Origin of the sequence: Aurantibrevibacter litoralis, from assembly GCF_034651555.1 — a bacterium.
Lineage (GTDB): Bacteria > Bacteroidota > Bacteroidia > Flavobacteriales > Flavobacteriaceae > Aurantibrevibacter > Aurantibrevibacter litoralis.
This window is the reverse complement of the sequence record NZ_JAYEEQ010000014.1, coordinates 38541-59758: the sequence shown is the minus strand read 5'-3', so window position 1 is coordinate 59758 and position 21218 is coordinate 38541. Positions and strand designations below refer to the sequence as shown.

Below are 21218 nucleotides of genomic sequence, written 5' to 3'. Positions count from 1 at the left end.
AAACCCTATATTCATTCTAAAGATTCATTATTTGTAAAAATAGATAGTTTTAAATCTATTTATTTTTAATATATTTGTTACATTAAGATGAAAATATGGCAATGCTTAACCTTATTCCGACAGAAAAGATTATTGAACGTCTTCGTTATGAAAATCCATGGTGGATTACCAAAGAGATACCGAACACATATAGCTCAATGTCCAAGAGATTATACTTTGATCTCTTTTATCCATTCGTCCTTGAGAGGAGCATTAAAAGGGCTTTAGTTCTAATGGGCCCTAGAAGGGTTGGTAAAACTGTAATGTTATTTCATTGCATTGAAAATTTACTGAAAGAAGGAACAAATCCTCATAAACTATTCTTTATTGGGATTGACAACCCAATTTATGTCAATTTAAGCTTGGAGGATATTTTAACTTTATGCAAAGATTCTTTAAACCTTGAAAACCTTAATGGTTGTTATGTCTTCTTTGATGAAATACAATACTTGAAAGATTGGGAGAGACATTTAAAAGTATTGGTTGACTCATATCCTGAAACTAAATTCATCGTTTCTGGCTCAGCAGCCGCAGCTTTAAAATGGCACAGTACGGAAAGTGGAGCGGGTAGATTCACTGATTTCTTGTTACCACCATTAACATTTCAGGAATATATCCATTTGAAAAAATTAGACCACTTAATATTTGAAGGTGATATTCAATATGGAGACAAGGATATAAAGTATTGCTTAACTCATGATCCCAAAGCATTAAATAAAGAATTTGTCCATTATTTAAACTTTGGAGGATACCCAGAGGTTGTGTTATCTGAAAAGATACAAGGCGATATGGGTAGATATGTAAAAAACGACATTGTTGACAAAGTTCTGCATAGAGATTTGCCAAGCTTGTATGGAATCAAAGATGTTCAGGAGTTAAACAGATTTTTTACATACATAGCCTATAATACTGGTAATGAATTCTCATATGAGACAATGTCTAGGGAAAGTGGGATTCAAAAGGATACATTAAAAAAATATCTAGAATATTTAGAAGCAGCATTCTTAATTAAGGTACTAAATAAGGTTGGGGTCAATGCAAAAAGATTAAAAAGAATAACAAGCTTCAAAGTATATCTTACCAACCCATCACTTCGCACTGCTTTATTTTCCCCGATAAGTGAAACAGACCAAGAAATGGGAAATATGGTTGAAACAGCAATTCTTTCACAATGGATGCATCGAGAGCAACTAGATTTAACATATGCTAGATGGAAAGACGGCAGAAATGAAGGGGAAGTAGATCTTGTTTTGGTAGATGATAAAAATTATAAACCTGTTTGGGGAGTAGAAATTAAATGGAGTAACCGGTATTTTGCAAAGCCCCAAGAATTGAAAAGCTTAATTAACTTTTGTGAAGCAAATAACCTTAAATCTGCCGTTGTCACTTCAATTGATCAAATAGGAATGAAAGAAATACAAGGTTTGAGATTTACTTTTCTTCCCGCTTCGATATATGCATACAATATAGGAGAGATCACACTAAAAATGAAAACTAATAATTAAAAAAACGAAAGCACAATGTGTATAATTCATTGCTAGTGCAAGCCAACTTACGAAAATCCTCGCGGATTTTCTATTCGGTTTGTATTTACTAAATTAGGTGCTTAAACAACGCAACTAATCTTACGTGTGCCGAGAGTAACGACCGGCTGAAAGTCGTTACGCAACTGTTTACAAGATGGTGGAACCGACCCACCGGTGTTGTCCTGCAGGTGCGAGCATCAAACCACCATAAGGTGTCCGCCTGTGGCGGAAGCCAAGGTATTGAGCGTTATGGAAAAGGCTATGCCAAGAGCTAGTCAGGTAGGGATAATGGAGATGAATGCAAATGAACCTCTGATGAAGTGTCGAGAAAGTGCAACCTTCTGTCAAACCTGCCTGCCTGCTGGCAGGAGTGTTTGAAGTATGACAAACATTATAAGTCCATCGGTCACCTGTTTATTGGCTGGGCGACAGGCGTCATTTAGGAGGCATGACCATTATTCGGGCTTGTTTATGGAACTCGGGAACCTGTGCCAAGATGCAAAGTGAAATGTACAATAGCACAAACTAGAGGCAGAATAGCGATGCTTGGCTCAGGGACGGATCAGTCCGTAGTAGCGGTGAAGTTTCTGTAATGGAAATGGAGCGAAGGGACTGACTTATTCAGTTTTATCAATTTTTACAACTCGCAAGAGGATGATTGAACTTGAGAAAACAAAATCATTACCGATTACCAAAGAAATGGTATGGGAAGCTTACCTACAGGTAAGGCGTAAAGGAAAGAGTGCAGGAGTAGATGATCTTAGTATGTCACGGTACGACATACAAAGACATCGACACCTATACAAAGTCTGGAACCGCTTAGCCTCGGGCAGTTACTTCCCACCACCAGTCCTTCAAGTTGAAATCCCAAAGAAAAACGGTTCCATCCGTCAATTGGGGATTCCTACCATTAGCGACAGGGTAGCTCAGACGGTTATAAAGAATCAAATAGAAGAAAGGCTGGAAAAGATTTTTCACCCACAATCCTATGGTTATCGACCAAAACGTAGTGCGCATCAAGCACTCGAACAGGTGCGTATAAACTGTTGGAAATATGATTGGGTGATTGACTTGGACATCAAGAACTTCTTTGATGACATCAACCATGACAAGTTGCTTAAAGCGCTGGGCAAACACGTGGAAGAAGAGTGGATTTTGAGATACATAGAAAGATGGCTTAAAGCTCCACTGCAAACCCGAAAAGGTGAAATTATAGCAAGGACAAACGGCACACCGCAAGGTGGGGTGATCAGTCCACTATTGGCTAATTTGTTTCTGCATTACACCTTGGATGTTTGGCTTGGAAGATGTAGCCCTTCCATTGAATTTGTACGTTATGCGGATGATATTATCATTCATTGCAGGACACAAAGTCAAGCAGAGGAAAGCTTGCAGCAAATCAAAGAAAGGGTGGAGGATTGTGGATTGACATTACATCCCGATAAAACGAAGATTGTGTATTGTAAGGATTTTAGAAGGCAACAAAAGTATGGAAAAGTTCAATTTGACTTTTTGGGATATACTTTTCAGCCACGCACTTCAAAATCGAAGAAGACAGGGAGACTGTTTCTGGGATTTGATTGTGCAATCAGTATCCAGTCAAGATCACGAGTATTTGAACAGATCAGGAAAATGGAAATTCCAAGAATGCGCTGCGACAGTATTGTCGGCATTGCAAATCACTTGAACCCAAAACTCCGAGGGTGGATACGTTACTTTGGAAAATACCGAGGCTATAGTTTGTCCAAAGTGTTTTATATATTGCGTATAAAACTGGTGAGATGGGCAAGATATCGCTATAAACGGTATAGGAATAATCTGACGCAAGCCTATAAATGGTTAGACAGAGTTCGGGAACAATATCCGAGCCTATTTTGCCATTGGCACGTAGGATATTCGAATTAAAGGTATTAATTGAATAAGAAGAGCCGTATGATGGGAGACTATCATGTACGGTTCTGTGAGAGGCTCGGGGTGAAACTCCCCTTGTCTACTCGACACAAACACGTTGTGCTTCATACCCAAACTGACGGAAAAATGAAAGATTTTTTTCGTAAATTTGCTTAAAAGATTACAAAATGGACATTCAAACAACAAAACTGGAATTATTGAAAATCATATTGGAAAATGAAAACTCTGAATTTATCCAGCGTGTATCTGATTTTGTAAAAAAAGAGAAAAAGGACTTTTGGAACGAATTAAGTTTGTCTGAACAAAAGGAAATAAAAAAAGGGATTGACGACCTTAATAACGGTAAAAAAGTTTCCTACGAATCTTTTTTAAAGAAAATTTCATAGTGGATGAAAGTATTCTTATCCGAACTTGCCGAAACAAAACTTCTAAAACTTTCTGAATATCTGTTAGAAAACTGGAATTTAAAAACAAGAGATAAATTTATCTCAAAACTGACAGAAAAGATTGAGCAAATATCAATTCAGCCAGATAGTTGCCCAAAATCATCTGAATTTGAAAACCTTTATAAATGTGTTGTAACAAAACAGACCACATTTTTTTATCGAATAAAGGCGGAAAAGAAAGAAATAGAAATCATCACAATATTCGACACAAGACAACATCCTGATAAATTGAAAAATGATATAGATTAAAAAAGTACGAAAGCCCAACAATGGCTATAAGTAATTGCTTGTTCTCGCCTACTTTGGAAATTCCGCAGGAATTTCCAACTTGGTATGTACTTGTACAGTTAATCGCCAAACCCCGCTGTTACCGGAAAACAAATATGTGTTATTTTCGGCAATTAAGGATGTAGTAAAATGGAATTTAATAAACCAATATTTTTAAAATGATTGTACCATCAGGGCTTTTATTCTATTCGCATTACTAACGTTCTTTCGCCACATTTTCAGGTCAAGACATTATATGGGTAATTTAAACCGCATCACCACTTCACCGGTTTCCTTGTTCACCTCCATTTTATTTTCTGAGGTAAACAGCTCCTTTCCGGTACTCATTTTAAACATGCCCGAAAGAAATTCCAGCCCTTTGTTCATAATATTCTCCATATCCTCCAATCGTTGTAGCTGCTCTTTACGTTCACTGTTTTCAAAAACTAATTGTGTCTGATTTCCAGAGGGTGTAATGGCAATTTCTTCTACCTCACTACGGTTCTCAAAAGTGGAATCTAACGGCGTAAAATCGCTCATCATTTCTTCCAATTGCTGCAAAAATTGAGCTCGTCCTTTGTCTGAGAAATCTACGACATCTTCATTGTTTTCCGGGCTAAGGACACTTTCAAAAAGATTTTGCTTAATGATGAGGCCTGAGGCTATTTTCATTTCGATAGACTCACGGGTTATAAGATTGATCACGGTTAGGTTTTTGTTTTGTTGCCCTAGTCGATCTATTCTTCCTATGCGTTGATTTTTTTTAGCAGGATTCCATGGTAGCTCAAAATTAATGACTGTATCTGCCATTTGAAGGTTTAATCCCGCACCACCGGCTTCGGTAGAAAGAAAAACCCGGCAATTTATATCATTTTCGAAGGCTTCAATTATTTTTCTTCTATTTTTTACGGGTACATCGCCACTTAATTCTACATATCCTAAGCCGTTTTCGCCTAGCATTTTTCCTATAATGTGCAACATTCGTTTCCACTCCGAGAAAATAATGATTTTACGGCTATTGTTCTTTAGGTCGAATTTTTCGAGGAGTATTTCTTTTAATTCTAATACCTTAGGAGAATGATTGCTTTTTTTGTCCACCAAATAGGAAGAATCACAAGCCATACGCATGGTTTGTAAATGTTTGGTGATCATTTGAAAATCAAAAGGAGTTTTAAATTTTTTCCCCAATATTTGGGCAATTGCTTTCGCACTGCTGGCATGGTAATCTTGCTGTATGGGATGCATTTCAACCGGCACGTCTATTTGGGTTACCCTATTAATTTGCGTTAATACTTCTTGTTTTTCCCTACGGAGTAACAACGACTTTAGCCTGTTTTTGAGTTCTTGTAAATTATAGTAGCCCGTGATTTTATTTTTGAATTCATGATCAAAATAACAATGTTGATACGAAAACTCCCACAAGGGTGCCAACAGTCTTGGATTAATAAATTCGACGATAGAGTATAGATCAATAAGTTTATTTTCGATGGGCGTGCCGGTAATTACTAAGGCGTGTTTTTTATGGAGTGATTTGATGGCATTGGCGGTAATGGTTTCGAAATTTTTGATACGTTGGGCTTCGTCGAGTATAATAAAATCGAATTGGGTTGCATTAATGGCCCTACTGTCTCGCAATACCGTTTCATAGTTAATGATTTGAAAATAAGCATCATTGCTTGCATACATTTTTTCTCTTTCTTTCGGAGGCCCATCCACAACTACGGCTTTCTCCTCAGAAAATTTCTCGATTTCTTTCTTCCATTGCGCCTTTAAAGAGGCTGGGCAAACCACAAGTGTTTTTGTAAATCCGAACAATTGCTTTTTTAATAAAGCCGTACCTATGGCCTGAATGGTCTTTCCCAATCCCATTTCATCGGCAATAATAGCTCCTTTTTTATAGGAAGCAAAAGTGATTCCTTCTTTTTGATAGGGGTAAAGCGTTGCTTTTAGTACCGAAAAATCCGGACTGGTTTTCTCGGTTAGCGCCGCAATAAGTCTATCCGTATAATTTTCTTCTAGTTCATCTAGAACCTCGGGCCGAATAAAAATCTGTTTGTGTTTTTCAGCGTGTTGTACGAAGCTTAGAAATTGGTTGATTTTTTCTTTTCTAAGTGTCTTATTTTCATCAAAATAAGCGGCTATTAAAGAACCGATTTCCTCGGGTAGGGGATGCGGATAAAACCAAGAAACAGAATAGTTATTGAGCGGATTAAGGAAAATTTCTACAAAGGGATATTGGGTAGAGAGTGCTTTGGTGTTGGCCGACTTAAATTTTTCAAAAGCGAACATCAGGTGTTTGCAAGTGCCTAACTTGTTGGTTTGGTAATCGGGGCAGGAACAATACCCTTTTTGAGATGCGATATCTCGAAATGTAAGTTTATACTGTTTTGCCTTTTCGTTAGTTAATAAATGTTCTCCAAATACAGTATTGGAAAAAGTAATGCGATAATTTGATTTTCTGGCTTTTTCGGAACGTTCTTCCAAAACCCGTTCAATCATTCCCTCACGGGTGTAGATTTTGCCTTCCGGTTTACCATCCGCATCGTACCGACTAATTATCTCCGAAATCTGGAGCAGGCCTGCCACTTTATGGTGGCACCAGTTTTTGGATTTGCAATTGCAGTGCGCTTCAATCTCATCATCCACCGATATTTTTAGTTTAAAATCATTGAATTCATCATCAACGGCCAATTCAAATTTGTTTTTAGATTGGGTCAATACCTGAGCACATCCATTTAAATACAACAAATGCCCTTGCTTAAAAGCATAAGCGGTTGAGTCCTCTTGCTGTAAGGTTTTAAGAAAATTGCGGATCATTTCCTTACTGTCAGGTTTTTTTGTGGCGGTAAAAGCGTCCATAGCATCTGTGATAAGTACCAAAATTAATGAGTTGGGAAAAAATTATTTTCAAAAGGAGGGCTTAGTTATGCACATTTTGTAAACAAGTAACCGGGATCTAAATAAGGTTCACGTTGCTTATGGACTGTGGCATTTTACTAATTTTTCCCCGAAATCCCTTTGCTAAGACCATTGTTAACGTATAGTTTTAGTACAAAGTGTTCTTGCTTATACGCCAAAACGTAGGCAGGAAATAAAAGAGTCTCGGGGGAGTGTATGGGTTGCTTTGATCTATGGATGCTACCGATATGGAATTGCATGCCATTAATTAATTGAAATTTGTTAATTTAGTGATGCACATAATGGCTAGTTGATCAATAATCATACGCAAATAGTTGTAATCAATGCTAAAAAGATGAAAAATTTCGGTTTGATTTTAATCTTAAACTTGATTACTATTCCAATTTCATATTGCCAGCAATCTGGACAGGAGAATAATACAATATCAAAAATTCATACAGATTCGATTTTTAGTAAGTACTTAGAAGAACATCGGAGACATAATGTCTACCTACCTCCATATTTTGATTCTAAAAGAAACTACAGGGTAATTTACGGGACTGATGGAAATGAATCGAGTTGGAAAGATGTAATAATATCTGTTCTAGATTCTTTAATAGAAAATGAAATAATTGAACCTGTAATTTATATTGGGAGTCATTCCAACAACAAAAATATTGCCAGCACAAGTATGAAAACCGAAGATGGAATGACGATTAATATTCAGTATCGGAATTTTGAGTATGTCGAAAACTTCGGTGCTGGAGCACCTTTCAAGGCACTCACCGATAGATTTGAAAATCATTTACTCTATTTCAAAGACGAACTAATTCCCTTCATTGAAGAAAAATTTGGATTGAACCCAACAAAGAGGAACAGATTATTCTATGGGGTATCGAATGGAGCAGGTTTTGGTGCAAATTTTCTCAATAAGCATCCAGATGTTATTGGGACATATATATGTTTTTCGACATTAGGTTCCAATGTATCTCATAACGAATGGAAAGACAATATCGAATATCCAAATCTATATTTAGAATATGGTAATGAAGAGGACGAAATATTTAAAAATGAGGCAAATGAGCTAAAAAGGATGTATGAGCAATCGAATTCAAAATGTGAATTAATAAAATTCAATGGTGGACATGACTATGAAAAATGGAATGAAAGATTTGCACTAAAAATCGCTGAACTCCTTAAAGTCCCATAAGCACTGATTACAACAAAACCTATGCGTAATGCGGAGGATGGTGCTTTATTAAATGGTTTGCGTAACTTTATAAGATCGCAAAACCCGATAGCGCGGATTTGCAATCCGTGCCGGCAACCAGTCTAGTAAAGTAGAAAAAAAGATTAAAATTCGGTTTAAAAATAAACAACCCATACAATAATGAATAAGCGTAATAGCCTCTTAAACTACTACTCGACTCCCACCGTTACCATTGAAAAAAACCCGATAGCGCGGATTTGCAATCCGTGCTGGCAACCCGTTTGGTAAAGTAGAAAAAAAGCTTTAAAACCAATACGACCCATTGTTCTCTATACACGCATAGTTTCTTGATGATCTAAAATGAGTAGGAGCTTTACGATTATTTAAGAAGCGGAATTTTTAACGCACTATTTTATTCCCTACTCTATCGTAGTTTATTTCCGCTTATACTGACAAAGCCAAGTTCTCCAATAAAACTCAAACTGAAAAATATTCACTAAAATTCGCGCATCTATTTTACACAGTTGAAAAAATCTACACGAAATGTGCAACTATTTTGTCTACAATATCTTCCTAATTAAAATCTCGATTTTGGCCAACGTAACTCCCGATAGCGCGGATTTGCAATCCGTGCCGGCAACCCGTTTGGTAGAGTTTGAAAAAAGATTAAAATTCGGTTTAAAAATAAACAACCATACAATAATGAATAAGTGTAATAGCCTCTTAAACAACTACTCGACTCCCACCGTTACCATTAAAAAAATCCTATCCATAGTTCTAAATTAGAGAACTAATTGTATATTTGTAGCACAATTCGATAAATGAAACGAATCATTGCGAAAAGTACGCTACGGGAATATTGGGAAAAACACGCTGATTCTGAGCAGTATTTGAAAACTTGGTATGATACCGCAAAAAGTGCCAGATGGTTTTCGCCAAACGATGTTAAACAAACCTACATTTCGGCAAGTATTCTTAAAAATGGTCGGGTTGTTTTCAATATAAAAGGAAACTCATATCGCCTTGTTGTGAAATTTAATTTTGAGAAACAATGGGCGTTTATTCGATTTATCGGCACTCACACTGAATATGATACAATAAACGCTGATACCATTTAAAAAAATAACTGATTATGAATTTAAAACCCATTAAAACCGAAAACGACTACCGAAACGCTCTTGAACGTTTGGAACTGATTTTTGATGCTCCAATTGACACAAAAGAAGGCGATGAAGCTGAAATCCTTTCGTTGATGATAGAAAATTATGAAAACGAGCATTATCCCATCGAAGCTCCTGACCCAATCGAAGCGATTAAAATTAGAATGGAAGAATTGAATTTACGACAAAAAGATTTGGTTGGGGTTATTGGAGGTAAAAGTCGAGTATCTGAAATCTTAAATCGGAAAAAGAAATTAACTGTTGAAATGATAAGGGAATTAGAAAGAACACTTCAAATTTCCGCTTCGGTTTTAGTGAACAATTATCAACTCGTAAAATAATAACAAAGGGCAATAACCAAGTATTCGGCCCGCCGATAGGCCAGGACTGAATATGCTGTTGGCGGATCCGGTTGCTGCTATGGGGAAAGCATTCTATTGCCCTTATTGGTGATACGGCAATAGGGCCTGCAGAAAATAGGCCAAGGTTCCGATTTTACCGAACTGTACGAGAAAATAGACATGCGGTCGCTTTACGGAAATAGCAATGCCGGTCGAAATTCGGTTTAAAAGACATATAAAGTACAATAGTTCTACTCCATCGCACTGCTCAAAAGCCCATAAAAAGTTTGGATGCCATAAGCGATCATACCAATGCTTAGATTCTCGTTGGGGCTGTGTTGGTTGTTGTCCGGGTTTACCATGGGTACAATAAATGCCGGAATTTTTAACTCGTTGATAAACGGTGCAATCGGCACCGTACCGCCCATTATACGGATGTGTACAGGATCTTCTTTAAACACATCGTGAAGCACTTTTGCTAAAAATAAACCATAGGGGTCGTTTAGGTCTGTTCTGAACGCATGGGTATGTTCTCCTTCAAGCATGGTCACAATTCGGTCATGCGCCAATCGCTCTTCTTTGGATGGGGTTTTGTTCGTGACAAAAAATCCTTGTTTTTGGATGTGGTTTTTTACCAAGGTTTTTAATTTGGTTCCATCGCTTTCGGGTACCAACCGAATATCCAATTCGGCAGTGGCCGTTGCCGGGACAATGGTACGGGCATTTTCCCCGACCCAAGCCGACCCTAAACCGCGAATATTAAGAGACGGATATTGAAGTGATTCCTGATAGGAACTTCCCACTTTTTCAGCTGTTTTTATTTGAAGGTTTTCCTTTATGGCTGCTTCATCATCTGGAACACCCTTCAGAACTAGTTTTGTAGCGTCGTCCAATACAATCCCGTCATAAAAATTTGGGATCAGCACTTTCCCTTCCGTATCTTTAATACTGGCTAATAACTGCGCCAATTGCAGCCCCGGATTAGGGGCGTAATTGCCATAATGTCCGCTGTGTTGCGGTACTATGGGGCCATAGGTAGTTAACGAAAATGTGGTAATGCCCCGAGCGCCGTAAACGAGCGTTGGTTTTCCCGAGCTGTGTACCGGGCCGTCGTTAATTACAAGAAAATCGGCCTGCAACAATTCGCGGTATTCCTTTATAGCCTTAGGCAAGGGTTTGCTCCCCCGTTCTTCCTCGCTGTCCAAAATAACCTTAATATTAAAGGCTAAGGTTTTGCCATTCTTTTTCAGAAGGTCTATGGCATTCAAAAACATGACGATAGGCCCTTTGTCATCCGACGTAGAACGTCCAAATAACCGCCAATCATAATTAATATCATCTTTTAGTTCATCAAACGAAAGTGTTTTCCAACGACCACTATCGGCAGATTTTAATACTACCTCATAGGGGTTTGGTTGATCCCATTTGCTTTTGTCTACCGATTGCCCATCAAAATGCATATAAAACAAAATGGTTGGCTTGTTATCTTCTAAGGGTAAAGCGGCGAAGAACAAAGACTCGCCGTCTGTGGGCAATACAGAGGTGTTGAACCCTCTGTCGTTGAATTTTTTGGTGAGCCAGGTGATGTTTCTATTGATATCTGCATGTTCCAGGGCATCATTGGGTATGGAGACAAAATCGCGCAGCTCGTCAATGGTATGGCGCACTTGCGATTTTAACTGGGGTTCGTCTTGCGCCATGACTACGGTATGGGCAAGGATCAAAAAGGCAACTAAGTATTTCTTCATATATTGATATAGGTCAGTAGAACAGTGCTATCCCCCATCTTATGTGCACCTCGGGAACACTTGCCTTGGTATGCCAAGGACGTATCCGCACTATCGGGTATGTTCAGTGGCTAAAATTAGCGAATACTTTTCACAAAATCGGAAATTGCACCAACCCCTTTTTCACTGAGGTGTTTAATAAATGCCGAACCAATGATGGCTCCTTTGGCGGTCTTGGTCGCCTGTATGAAAGTTTGTGCGTTATTGATCCCAAAACCAACGATTTGTGGGTTTTTAAGGTTCATTTTGGCTATCCGCTCAAAATAATCGGTTTGGAGATTTCCAAAACCCGATTTAGAACCTGTAACGCTGGCAGAACTAACCATATAGATAAAGCCGTCCGATGCGGCATCGATTTGTTGGATGCGTTTATCGCTGGTTTGTGGGGTAATGAGAAAGATGTTGATTAGGCCATATTTCTGGTAGATGGCTGTATAATTCTCTTGATAAACATCTAGGGGCAGATCGGGCATAATGATACCGTCTATCCCTATATCATGGCATTTTTTGCAGAAAGCCTCCACGCCATATTGCAACATGGGGTTAAAATAGCCCATGAGGATGAGCGGAATGGAAACCGATTTGCGGATATCCTGTAGCTGCTGAAACAATAGTTCTGTGGTCATCCCATTTTTTAGGGCAGCGGTAGAACTTTCCTGAATGGTGGGGCCATCGGCCAAAGGATCGCTAAACGGCAGACCAATTTCGATCATATCTACCCCGTTTTTTTCCAATTCCTGTATAATGGTCACGGTGTCTTCCAATTTTGGATATCCTGCTGTGAAATAGATAGACAAGAGTTTTTTATCTTCTTTTAATTTTTGGTGTATTCTGTTCATACTTTTTAGTACTACGTTTGGACTGGCTCGTTTTGAGTGCATTTCTGCCAACAGTTTTATGGAATTTTCATACTCCATTTCTGAATACTCAATACAGCTTACTTGCTACTGTATTTATAGTTTAAAATAATCGATATACGTATTTAAATCTTTATCGCCTCTACCGGAAAGGTTTATCACTACAATATCTGTAGGTTTAAATTTTCGGTATTCCAGAATCGCAAAGGCATGGGCACTTTCAATGGCGGGAATAATACCTTCCATTTGGGAAAGGAGTAGTCCTGCGGTCATGGCATCGTCATCGGTAATGGAGATGAATTCTCCGCGTCCGGAAGTGAATAAATGCGCATGCATGGGTCCCACCCCGGGGTAATCCAATCCGGCGGAAATGGAATATGGCTCGGTTATTTGTCCGTCTGTGGTCTGCATCAAAAGTGTTTTACTCCCATGAATAATGCCTACTTTTCCTAGGGCAGAAGTGGCTGCACTTTCGCCGGAATTAATGCCTTTACCGGCGGCCTCTACGGCAATAATACCCACTTCATGGTTGTCCAGAAAATGATAATAAGCACCGGCAGCATTGCTGCCACCGCCCACACAGGCCACCACAAAATCGGGGGTTTCTCTACCTTCCTTTTCAAGGAGTTGTGTTTTTATTTCTTCGGAGATCACCGATTGAAACCGGGCTACCATATCGGGGTAGGGGTGCGGGCCTACTACGGAACCAATAATATAATGGGTATCTACCGGATTGTTGATCCAATCCCGGATGGCTTCATTGGTAGCATCCTTGAGGGTTCTACTTCCGGATAGTGCCGGACGCACTTCCGCACCTAACATTTTCATGCGGGCCACGTTGGGTGCTTGCCGGGCAATATCAATTTCGCCCATAAAAACCACACATTGTATACCCATTAATGCGCAAACTGTAGCTGTAGCAACGCCATGTTGCCCAGCGCCGGTTTCTGCAATAATGCGATTTTTGCCCAACTTTTTTGCCATTAAAATCTGACCAATTGTATTGTTAATTTTATGAGCTCCCGTATGGCATAGGTCTTCTCGTTTCAGGTAGATTTTAGTCTTATATTGTTTCGATAAGCGTTCGGCATAGTAGAGCGGTGTAGGCCTGCCTACATAATCTTTCAGCAATTGATAAAATTCCTGTTGAAAAGAGGGTTCGTTCATGATGCGGATGTAATTTTGACGAAGTTCCTCCGTATTGGGATACAACATTTCCGGGATAAAAGCTCCTCCAAACTCTCCATAATATCCTTTTTCGTTTGCGTGATAGGTCATATGCTGTTTTTCGTTTTTAGTTGATCGTTGACAGTTGTCGGTTGTTGGTTGTCGGTTGTTGGTTGTCGGTTGATGGTTTATTGTTTCTAATTGCATTTGAACTTGAACTTGAACTTGAACTTGAATTTTGAACTTGAACTTGAAATTTCTAACCCTTGCCCCTAAATTTCTTTAATTTTCCTACGTCCTTCAAACCGGGTTCTACCTCAAATCTACTATTTACATCAACCGCATAACAATATGTAGATTCCGTCCTATTTAAAAAATCCTTGAGCGTAGCTGCATCTTCCAAACCGATTCCTCCACTTAAAAAGTAAGGTTTGGTCGATGGATACTTTTTTAGCACCGTCCAATCAAAGGTATAACCGTTGCCACCGGGCAGCTTTCCTTTGGTGTCAAAGAGGTAATAATCGCATACGGTTTCATAAGGCTTCAATTGGCCAAAATCAAAATCAGATCCCACAGAAAACACTTTTATAATTTCTATAGGAAGTGCCTTTAATTGTTGGCAAAATTCAGGACTTTCCGAACCATGTAACTGAACCGAATGCAAACGATACTGTTGTGTTTTTTCAATAATAACATCCAAAAGGGCATCCACAAAAACACCCACTTTCTTAATGGTTTTGGGCAATTCCGGTATCGTTCCTTCAAAATACCTTTTGGAAGGTTCCCAAAAAATAAAGCCCAAATAATCAGGTTTAAGTGCAGCTACTTCCCGGATGTTTTCAGAATATTTCATGCCGCAAACTTTCAGCTTCATACTTTTAAATTTTTGATGAAGTCGCAGGCACTACTTCCAGGATCATCAGTTTTCATATAATTTTCGCCTATCAAAAATCCCTGATAACCAAACTGTTGCAATTCCCGGATAGCCGCTACCGTACTGATGCCGCTTTCCGAAACTTTTACAAAATCATTGGGAATGAAGCTGGATAGTGTCTTGCTGGTTTCCAAACGAACCTCAAACGTTTTTAAATTTCTGTTATTAACGCCAAGCATATCTAAACTGGGCATGATAGATTTATGGAGTTCTGCTTCATCGTGCACTTCCAGCAACACCTCCATATCCAGAGTTTTTGCCAATTCGGAAAACGTTTTAATTTCTTCCCGGGTTAAAATAGCCGCAATCAGCAAGATTACATCGGCGCCATAGGCTTTAGCTTCTACGATTTGATACGCATCTATTATAAATTCCTTTCGAAGTAAGGGGAAACGCGTAGCCGCCCTTGCCAATACCAAATCGTCCAGGGAACCTCCGAAATATTTTGTATCTGTCAATACCGACATGCCGCTGGCGCCGGCTTTTTCGTAGCCCGTGGCGACATCCTGTACCGAAAGGCCATGGTTGATTTCTGATTTGGAGGGCGAACGCCTTTTGTGTTCGGCAATTATGCCACAGCCACTTTTCCGCAATGCAGATGCCAACGAAGCGCTCTTTCTTGAAAACAGAACGGATTGCTCCAATTGCGACACCGGGATAAGCGACTTTTTTAAGGCTACTTCCTTGCGTTTATCCAGTACGATACGATCTAATATGTTCATTGTACAATGTCCTATTTAAAATTTTTTAGTTTGTCCCCGGTCTATTTCCCCCTCCTTTGGAGGCGTTAGGGGAGGCCTCCCACCTAACTACTCAATGCCTGCAATTTCTTTAATGCTGCCAACCCTTTACCGCTGAACAAGGATTCCCGAGCCAGTTCAAAACCTTCCAAGGGCGAAATTTCTTTTACCGTGGCAATGGCCATACCCGCATTGGCGCAGACCACATTGTTTTGCGCTTCGGTTCCTTTTCCTTGGAGAATGTTGATAAAAATCTGAGCCGAATCCTGGATAGCGTCCCCACCGACAATATCAGCTTGGGAAACAGGGGCCACGCCAAAATCGGACGGATTTAAAATGCGTTCTGCGCTATTGCTTATGGCTTTGGTGCTTCCCGTCAATGAAATTTCGTCATAGCCATCCAAGGCGTGGAGGATGGTAAATTTAATGTCTGTGTTCTGATAGAGGTACCCATACATCCGGGCCAGCTCCAGATTGAAGACCCCGACCATCTGGTTTTTAGGAAATGCCGGATTCACCATGGGCCCCAGCATATTGAAAAATGTTTTTACGCCCAATTCCCTGCGGATGGGAGCCACGTTTTTCATGGCAGGGTGAAATAATGGGGCGTGGAGCACACAGATTCCCGCATCGCTGATGCATTTTTCAAGGAAATTGGCATCGTTGCTGAACCGGATGCCCAAAAACTCCATTACGTTACTGCTGCCACATTTGGAAGACACCCCGTAATTGCCGTGTTTGGTAACCTTTATTCCCGCCCCGGCAGTTACGAAAGAAGCAAGGGTAGATATATTAAAGGTGTCTTTGCCGTCGCCACCCGTGCCGCAAAGGTCTATGGGGTCATAATCTGACAAGTCCACGGCCAAGCACAGCTCCAATAGCGCATTGCGAAACCCCTCCAGTTCCTCAATGGTGATGCTGCGCATCATATATACGGTTAAAAAAGCGGCAATCTGGCTTGGGTTGTAATCGCCTTTCGCAATATTGACTAGAATTTGCTTTGCGTCGTCCTTGGAGAGCAAATCATGGTTTATCAATCGGTTTAGTGTTTCTTTCATAGATCCTACCGAACCTCCACAAAGAGGGGGAATTGGCCTCCGTATTTTAATTATTTATATTTTATAAAATTTCTGTTTACAGTTCCATTTTTATTCTACACATTATTCTAAATGTCGTATTTGGGCATTTACCCAATTCCTCAAAATCTGTTTTCCATGCGGGGTAAGCACCGATTCCGGATGGAATTGCACCGCGCGCACATCAAATATGGTATGTCGTAAGGACATTACCTGTCCGTTTTCATCAAAGGAGGTGGCCTCCAGCACATCGGGCAAAGCGGGGTTTACCACCCACGAATGGTAGCGGCCCACGCTTATTTCCTTGGGCAATCCTTCAAAAATAATATCCGGTTTGGCAATGGCCACGGTGGTGGCAATGCCATGGTACACTTTGTCCAGATTGATCAACGAACCCCCAAAAACCTCTGCAATGGCCTGTTGCCCCAAACAGACCCCAAAAATACTTTTTGTGGGGGCATAGGTTTTTATGATTTCTTTTAGCAAACCTGCCTCATCGGGGATTCCGGGCCCCGGGGAGAGCACTATTTTATCAAAAACGTTTACTTCTTCCAGGGCCAGTTGGTCGTTTCGCTTTACAACAACCTCACAATCCAGATCCTCCAGATAATGTACCAGGTTATAGGTAAAGCTATCATAATTATCAATAACCAATACCTTGGTTTTTTCCGTCGGTGCGGATTGGGTCAGGCCAGTTCCTGTATTTTTTTGATCTGTATTCTTCATTTCTTTTTTCATCATCTTCGTAAATTCCCGTTTTGGGAGTCACGGAATACTTTATAAGGTCTCTGCCAGTTCCAAGGCTTTGGTGAGCGCCCCCAGTTTGTTATAAGTTTCCTGTAATTCCATTTCCGGATCTGATGCGGCTACCAAGCCGGCACCAGCCTGATAATGCAATTGGTGGTTTTTGCTTAGAAACGTACGGATCATGATGGCATGGTTAAAATTGCCCTTGAAATCCATAAACCCAATGGCACCCCCATAAAACCCCCTACTGGTTTTTTCATATTTTTCGATGAGCTGCATGGCCATGTGTTTTGGCGCACCGCTTAGTGTTCCTGCCGGGAACGTATCGGCGACCACCTTCATGGTGGGTATATTTTTTTTCTTTACCCCTGTGACTTTAGAAACTAAATGAATGACGTGCGAAAAAAATTGTACTTCCTTATAGGTGTCCACATGGACCAGATTGCCGTTTCTACTGAGGTCGTTTCGAGCCAAATCTACCAGCATCACATGTTCACTGTTTTCTTTGTCGTCTTCGGTAAGTTGTTTGGCCAATGAGGCATCTTGTTCATCGTTTCCCGTTCTTTTAAAAGTACCGGCTATGGGATGTATTTCGGCTTTGTCGTTCTTTACGATCAATTGCGCTTCCGGCGAGCTTCCAAAGATTTTAAAATCGCCATAATCGAAGTAAAAAAGGTAAGGGGATGGATTTACAGAGCGAAGCGCACGGTATACATTAAATTCATCACCTTTAAAATTTTGGGAGAATTTACGGGAGAGTACTAATTGGAATACATCCCCTCTTTGACAATGTTTTTTGGCGATGCGCACCTGCTCTTTAAATTCCGCATCCTCCAAATTAGAGACCGCATCCCCTTCTTTATTGAAATTATAGGAGGCAAAATTCCGTACATTGAGGATATGCTCTATTTCCGGAATATTGCTTTCGGTTTCGAAGCAATTGGCAAAAATATACGCCTCGTTCTTGAAATGGTTGATGGCAATAATATTTTGATAGACTGCATAATAGATATCGGGGATAGCCAAGGCCCCTGCTTTTTTGGCAATCCGTATATCTTCAAAATAGCGGACGGCATCGTAGGCGATATAGCCAAAAAGGCCGTTGTCTATAAATTTGAAGTCGGTGGGTTCCGAAGAAAAAAGTTGGCTGAAATCGTGGATGGCCTCAACTACATCCGTTTGGGGTAAAATAGGGGTAGCTACGGTACTGCCATCGGGAAATTGTTGTATGATCTTTTCATTTTCTATTTTCAGGGAGGCAATGGGATTGCAACAAATGTAGGAGAAGCTGTTGTCATTGGCATGGTAATCACTACTCTCTAATAGAATGCTGTTGGGAAAGCGATCCCTTATCTTTAGATAAACGCTTACCGGTGTAATTGTATCTGCAAGAATTTTTTTGTAATGCGATTGTAATGGATATTTCATCTTAAAATTGGATTCAAATGAAAAAGGCTTGTCGTGATGACAAGCCTTCGTATGATTTAACTACAATAGTGCTAGCTCACGATAACTGTCGTAAGTTGATCCACCACCAAAGATTTGATTTTGTCTGTTTCATTCCGAAACCAAAGATAGAAATCATTTTTAGAATTACAAACATGTGCACACAAAAAAACAAAAACCCTGCGTTCTGTGAAACCGGAAGCAGGGTTTTGTATGCTGTTTGGGGACTCTTAGAATTCTAGATCTACCACCAAATCAAATTCATCGTAAATAGCTTTGTCGCCTAAATTATCAAAAAAGCTACCTGAACCATATTTTACATCATAGTTGGCTCGGTCAATTTTGAGGGTAGCGGTAGCTTTGCTTCCATAAATAGAAACATCGAAAGTTACCGGTTTTGTAATCCCCTTAATGGTTAAATCTCCAGTAACCTCGTAGGAGTTTTTACCGGAAACTTTTACCTCAGAAAAAACTAATTTAGATGAACCGTGCTTGGCTACACCAAAAAAGTCATCAGATTTTAAGTGACCTTCCAGTTTTCCTTTGTATTCCCCTTCCAAATCGGTAGATACTAAGGAAGTCATGTCTACAATAAACTCACCGCCGATAAGTTTGTCGCCTTCAAATTCCAAAGCACCTTCTTTAAGGTCTACCGTTCCTACATGAGAGCCTGTCACTTTGTACGCTTTCCATGTTACTTTGCTCTCGCCGGTCTTTACAGGTTTCTTTTCACCGTCTTTAGGCGTCGTTGCTGTTGCTGTTGCGCCAAAAACGACGGCCAATACTAAACTTAATACACTTTTTTTCATTTTTTTAAATTTAATGGATTCTACTTGTTTGTAATTAATTGTTTATAAATGGGTAAATAATTGTTCTTTTGTTTTTCGCACCTTGGCATGACTTTGTGTTTGGTCGTCTTCTGATCGATAACCTATCGTAGCAACTACTGCTGCGTTGAGCCTTTTTTTCTTTAAGCCTAAAATTTCATTATATTTTTCAGGTTCAAAACCTTCCATTGGGCAAGTATCAATTTTTAGGGCGGCTGCGGCAGAAAGAAAATTGCCCAATGCAATGTACACTTGTTTGTTAGCCCAAATAGCCTTATCACTTTCGGAAAGTACCTCCATTTTAGATTTTACAAAATTGCTGTAATCCGATAAGGATGCTATAGGCAATCCTCTTGTGTTACTTACATTTAGGAAATAATCATCGACAATTTCCGATCCAAAGGTGGTCTTGTTGGCAAAAACAATGAGATGCGAGGCATCTACTACTTGCTGTTGCCCCCAAGTGGCAGACATTAATTTTTTGCGAAGCTCAGGGTCACTAATCACAAAAATCTCATAGGGTTGCAACCCAAATGATGATGGACTCAATTGAATGGCATCTAATAAAGTTGCTAAATCTGCCTCGGACACCTTTTTGGTCTTATCAAACTTTTTTACGGCGTAGCGCCACTTTAAATCGCTTATGTAGGGGATCATTATAGTTTAAAATTTATCTAATAAGTTGTTTAACTGTTGTAATTCTATGAAATTAAGGCCTGCCAAAGCCGTCTTTTCTGCTTGTCCTACGGCAACATCCATTTTTTGTAGTGCCTTTTTGCCTTTGTCGGTAATTGTAATTTCCACTTTGCGTCTATTGGTGGGGCAAACTACCCTATCTGCGTATCCTTTCAGCAATAATTTATCTACCAGTCGTGTGGTGTTACTCATTTTGGTAACCATACGTTCGTTTAGAGTAGATAAGTTTGCGGGCTGCTTGTGCTGCCCTCTCAAAATGCGTAATACATTAAATTGTTCTATAGATACTTCAAAAGGTTTAAGGGCATTCGAAATAAGTTCTTCAATTTTGTTGCTTACTAATTTAAAATGAATGATTGTCCTACTTTCAAGCGGAATAGGCTTATCCGTTTTTATAATTTGTTCAACATTCATCGCATTACAATAATTGTATATACAAATGTATGGTGATATTTGCGACTTTAATCAAACAGTACATTAAATTTTTGTTAAAAATGAAACTACCATCAATCTAAAGATTCCCCGACCCTTGGGTAGGGGTTTCCTATTTATCGCTCCTTTGGAGCGATCGGAACTGCCTTTTTGCAGTTCCGGGTGAGGTAAAATACAAAATTTCGGATTTTGGCCCAAAGGCCAAAATGAAACTGGCGAAATACCCCTATGGCTTGCCTCGGGGATAGTCAGTTTCAAGAAATTTTTTATTTGGAGGTAGCGCCACGCCGAGGTTGCTAATTCTATAACTTTGTAGCTGCTTTGAAGATGTATAATTTTAAATAAATAGTTTATTTTTGACTATCAAAAAAAAGAATCAAATGGCAAATTTAGCACAGGAAATATGGGAAACGCAATTAGAAAACGATAGCAATGCTGTTATTTTAGATGTTCGTGCGCCCGAAGAAGTAGACGAAGGATTTATTCCCAATGCCATAAATATTGACTTTTATTTGGGTCAGGAATTTGTGGAGGCGTTGGATCAATTAGACAAAACCAAGAACTATTATGTATATTGTAGGTCAGGAAATCGCAGTGGTCAGGCCTGTGCCATAATGACTAAAATGGGATTTGCAAACACCTTTAATCTGGAAGGTGGTTTTATGCAATGGCAGGGTGAAGTGGCCTATTAGTTTTTTTAGGCGTGGTTGC

General features: G+C 39.6%; 20 protein-coding genes. 8 read left to right on the top strand and 12 right to left on the bottom strand.

From position 1 onward, the window contains the following. Window positions 1–95 precede the first annotated feature (95 nt). The 4 genes from U1E44_RS12045 to U1E44_RS12030 all read left to right on the top strand — a co-directional run bounded on the left by U1E44_RS12045 (window position 96) and on the right by U1E44_RS12030 (window position 4171). Window positions 96–1544: an ATP-binding protein gene (locus U1E44_RS12045; protein WP_322931339.1), complete on the top strand. Its 1449-nt coding sequence runs from the start codon at window positions 96–98 to the stop codon at window positions 1542–1544. A 675-nt stretch (window positions 1545–2219) separates the two neighbouring features. Next, window positions 2220–3470 (top strand): group II intron reverse transcriptase/maturase, encoded by a 1251-nt coding sequence (gene ltrA / locus U1E44_RS12040; protein ID WP_322931338.1) that lies wholly within the window; start codon window positions 2220–2222, stop codon window positions 3468–3470. A gap of 173 nt (window positions 3471–3643) precedes the next feature. Further along, complete coding sequence (locus U1E44_RS12035; RefSeq protein WP_322931337.1) at window positions 3644–3862, top strand: hypothetical protein; 219 nt, start codon at window positions 3644–3646, stop codon at window positions 3860–3862. 3 nt (window positions 3863–3865) lie between these two features. After that, entirely contained in the window at window positions 3866–4171 is a 306-nt protein-coding gene (locus tag U1E44_RS12030) for a type II toxin-antitoxin system RelE/ParE family toxin (RefSeq protein ID WP_322931336.1), read from the top strand. A gap of 270 nt (window positions 4172–4441) precedes the next feature. Here the strand turns inward: U1E44_RS12030 and U1E44_RS12025 are convergent, their stop codons facing one another. After that, window positions 4442–7069 (bottom strand): DEAD/DEAH box helicase, encoded by a 2628-nt coding sequence (locus U1E44_RS12025; RefSeq protein ID WP_322931335.1) that lies wholly within the window; start codon window positions 7067–7069, stop codon window positions 4442–4444. 373 nt (window positions 7070–7442) lie between these two features. Here U1E44_RS12025 and U1E44_RS12020 point away from each other — a divergent pair, with 373 nt between their 5' ends. The 3 genes from U1E44_RS12020 (at window position 7443) to U1E44_RS12010 (ending at window position 9798) form a co-directional block, all read left to right on the top strand. Next, window positions 7443–8297, top strand: coding sequence for an alpha/beta hydrolase (locus U1E44_RS12020; protein ID WP_322931334.1), 855 nt, complete (start codon window positions 7443–7445; stop codon window positions 8295–8297). Between the two features lie 821 nt (window positions 8298–9118). Continuing rightward, window positions 9119–9415 carry a type II toxin-antitoxin system HigB family toxin gene (locus U1E44_RS12015; protein ID WP_322931333.1) on the top strand — a complete coding sequence of 99 codons (297 nt, stop codon included), beginning with the start codon at window positions 9119–9121 and terminating at the stop codon, window positions 9413–9415. Window positions 9416–9429: 14 nt separating this feature from the next. After that, a complete protein-coding gene (locus U1E44_RS12010; RefSeq protein WP_322931332.1) occupies window positions 9430–9798 on the top strand; it encodes a helix-turn-helix domain-containing protein in 369 nt (122 codons plus the stop codon). 251 nt (window positions 9799–10049) lie between these two features. Here the strand turns inward: U1E44_RS12010 and U1E44_RS12005 are convergent, their stop codons facing one another. The 11 genes from U1E44_RS12005 to U1E44_RS11955 form a co-directional block, all read right to left on the bottom strand. Beyond that, the gene (locus U1E44_RS12005; RefSeq protein WP_322931331.1) at window positions 10050–11546 is read right to left on the bottom strand and encodes a M20/M25/M40 family metallo-hydrolase; all 1497 of its coding nucleotides are present in this window, start codon (window positions 11544–11546) and stop codon (window positions 10050–10052) included. A gap of 116 nt (window positions 11547–11662) precedes the next feature. Then, window positions 11663–12424: a tryptophan synthase subunit alpha gene (gene trpA, locus U1E44_RS12000; protein ID WP_323673895.1), complete on the bottom strand. Its 762-nt coding sequence runs from the start codon at window positions 12422–12424 to the stop codon at window positions 11663–11665. A gap of 114 nt (window positions 12425–12538) precedes the next feature. Continuing rightward, complete coding sequence (trpB, locus tag U1E44_RS11995; RefSeq protein WP_322931329.1) at window positions 12539–13720, bottom strand: tryptophan synthase subunit beta; 1182 nt, start codon at window positions 13718–13720, stop codon at window positions 12539–12541. Window positions 13721–13868: 148 nt separating this feature from the next. Continuing rightward, window positions 13869–14483, bottom strand: coding sequence for a phosphoribosylanthranilate isomerase (locus U1E44_RS11990; RefSeq protein WP_322931328.1), 615 nt, complete (start codon window positions 14481–14483; stop codon window positions 13869–13871). After that, entirely contained in the window at window positions 14480–15265 is a 786-nt protein-coding gene (gene trpC, locus U1E44_RS11985; protein ID WP_322931327.1) for an indole-3-glycerol phosphate synthase TrpC, read from the bottom strand. Before trpC ends, U1E44_RS11990 begins: the two co-directional genes overlap by 4 nt. Before the next feature lie 83 nt (window positions 15266–15348). Continuing rightward, window positions 15349–16341, bottom strand: coding sequence for an anthranilate phosphoribosyltransferase (gene trpD, locus U1E44_RS11980; protein ID WP_322931326.1), 993 nt, complete (start codon window positions 16339–16341; stop codon window positions 15349–15351). 102 nt (window positions 16342–16443) lie between these two features. After that, the gene (locus U1E44_RS11975; RefSeq protein WP_322931325.1) at window positions 16444–17100 is read right to left on the bottom strand and encodes an anthranilate synthase component II; all 657 of its coding nucleotides are present in this window, start codon (window positions 17098–17100) and stop codon (window positions 16444–16446) included. A gap of 36 nt (window positions 17101–17136) precedes the next feature. Continuing rightward, window positions 17137–18534 carry an anthranilate synthase component I family protein gene (locus U1E44_RS11970; RefSeq protein WP_322931324.1) on the bottom strand — a complete coding sequence of 466 codons (1398 nt, stop codon included), beginning with the start codon at window positions 18532–18534 and terminating at the stop codon, window positions 17137–17139. Between the two features lie 248 nt (window positions 18535–18782). Continuing rightward, window positions 18783–19361: a YceI family protein gene (locus tag U1E44_RS11965; protein WP_322931323.1), complete on the bottom strand. Its 579-nt coding sequence runs from the start codon at window positions 19359–19361 to the stop codon at window positions 18783–18785. A gap of 42 nt (window positions 19362–19403) precedes the next feature. Then, window positions 19404–20036: an NAD(P)H-dependent oxidoreductase gene (locus U1E44_RS11960; protein WP_322931322.1), complete on the bottom strand. Its 633-nt coding sequence runs from the start codon at window positions 20034–20036 to the stop codon at window positions 19404–19406. Window positions 20037–20042: 6 nt separating this feature from the next. Next, window positions 20043–20489, bottom strand: coding sequence for a MarR family winged helix-turn-helix transcriptional regulator (locus tag U1E44_RS11955; protein WP_322931321.1), 447 nt, complete (start codon window positions 20487–20489; stop codon window positions 20043–20045). Window positions 20490–20887: 398 nt separating this feature from the next. On the opposite strand from U1E44_RS11955, the gene U1E44_RS11950 reads away from it, so the two are divergent. After that, window positions 20888–21199 (top strand): rhodanese-like domain-containing protein, encoded by a 312-nt coding sequence (locus U1E44_RS11950; protein WP_322931320.1) that lies wholly within the window; start codon window positions 20888–20890, stop codon window positions 21197–21199. The last annotated feature ends 19 nt before the right edge of the window (window positions 21200–21218 follow it).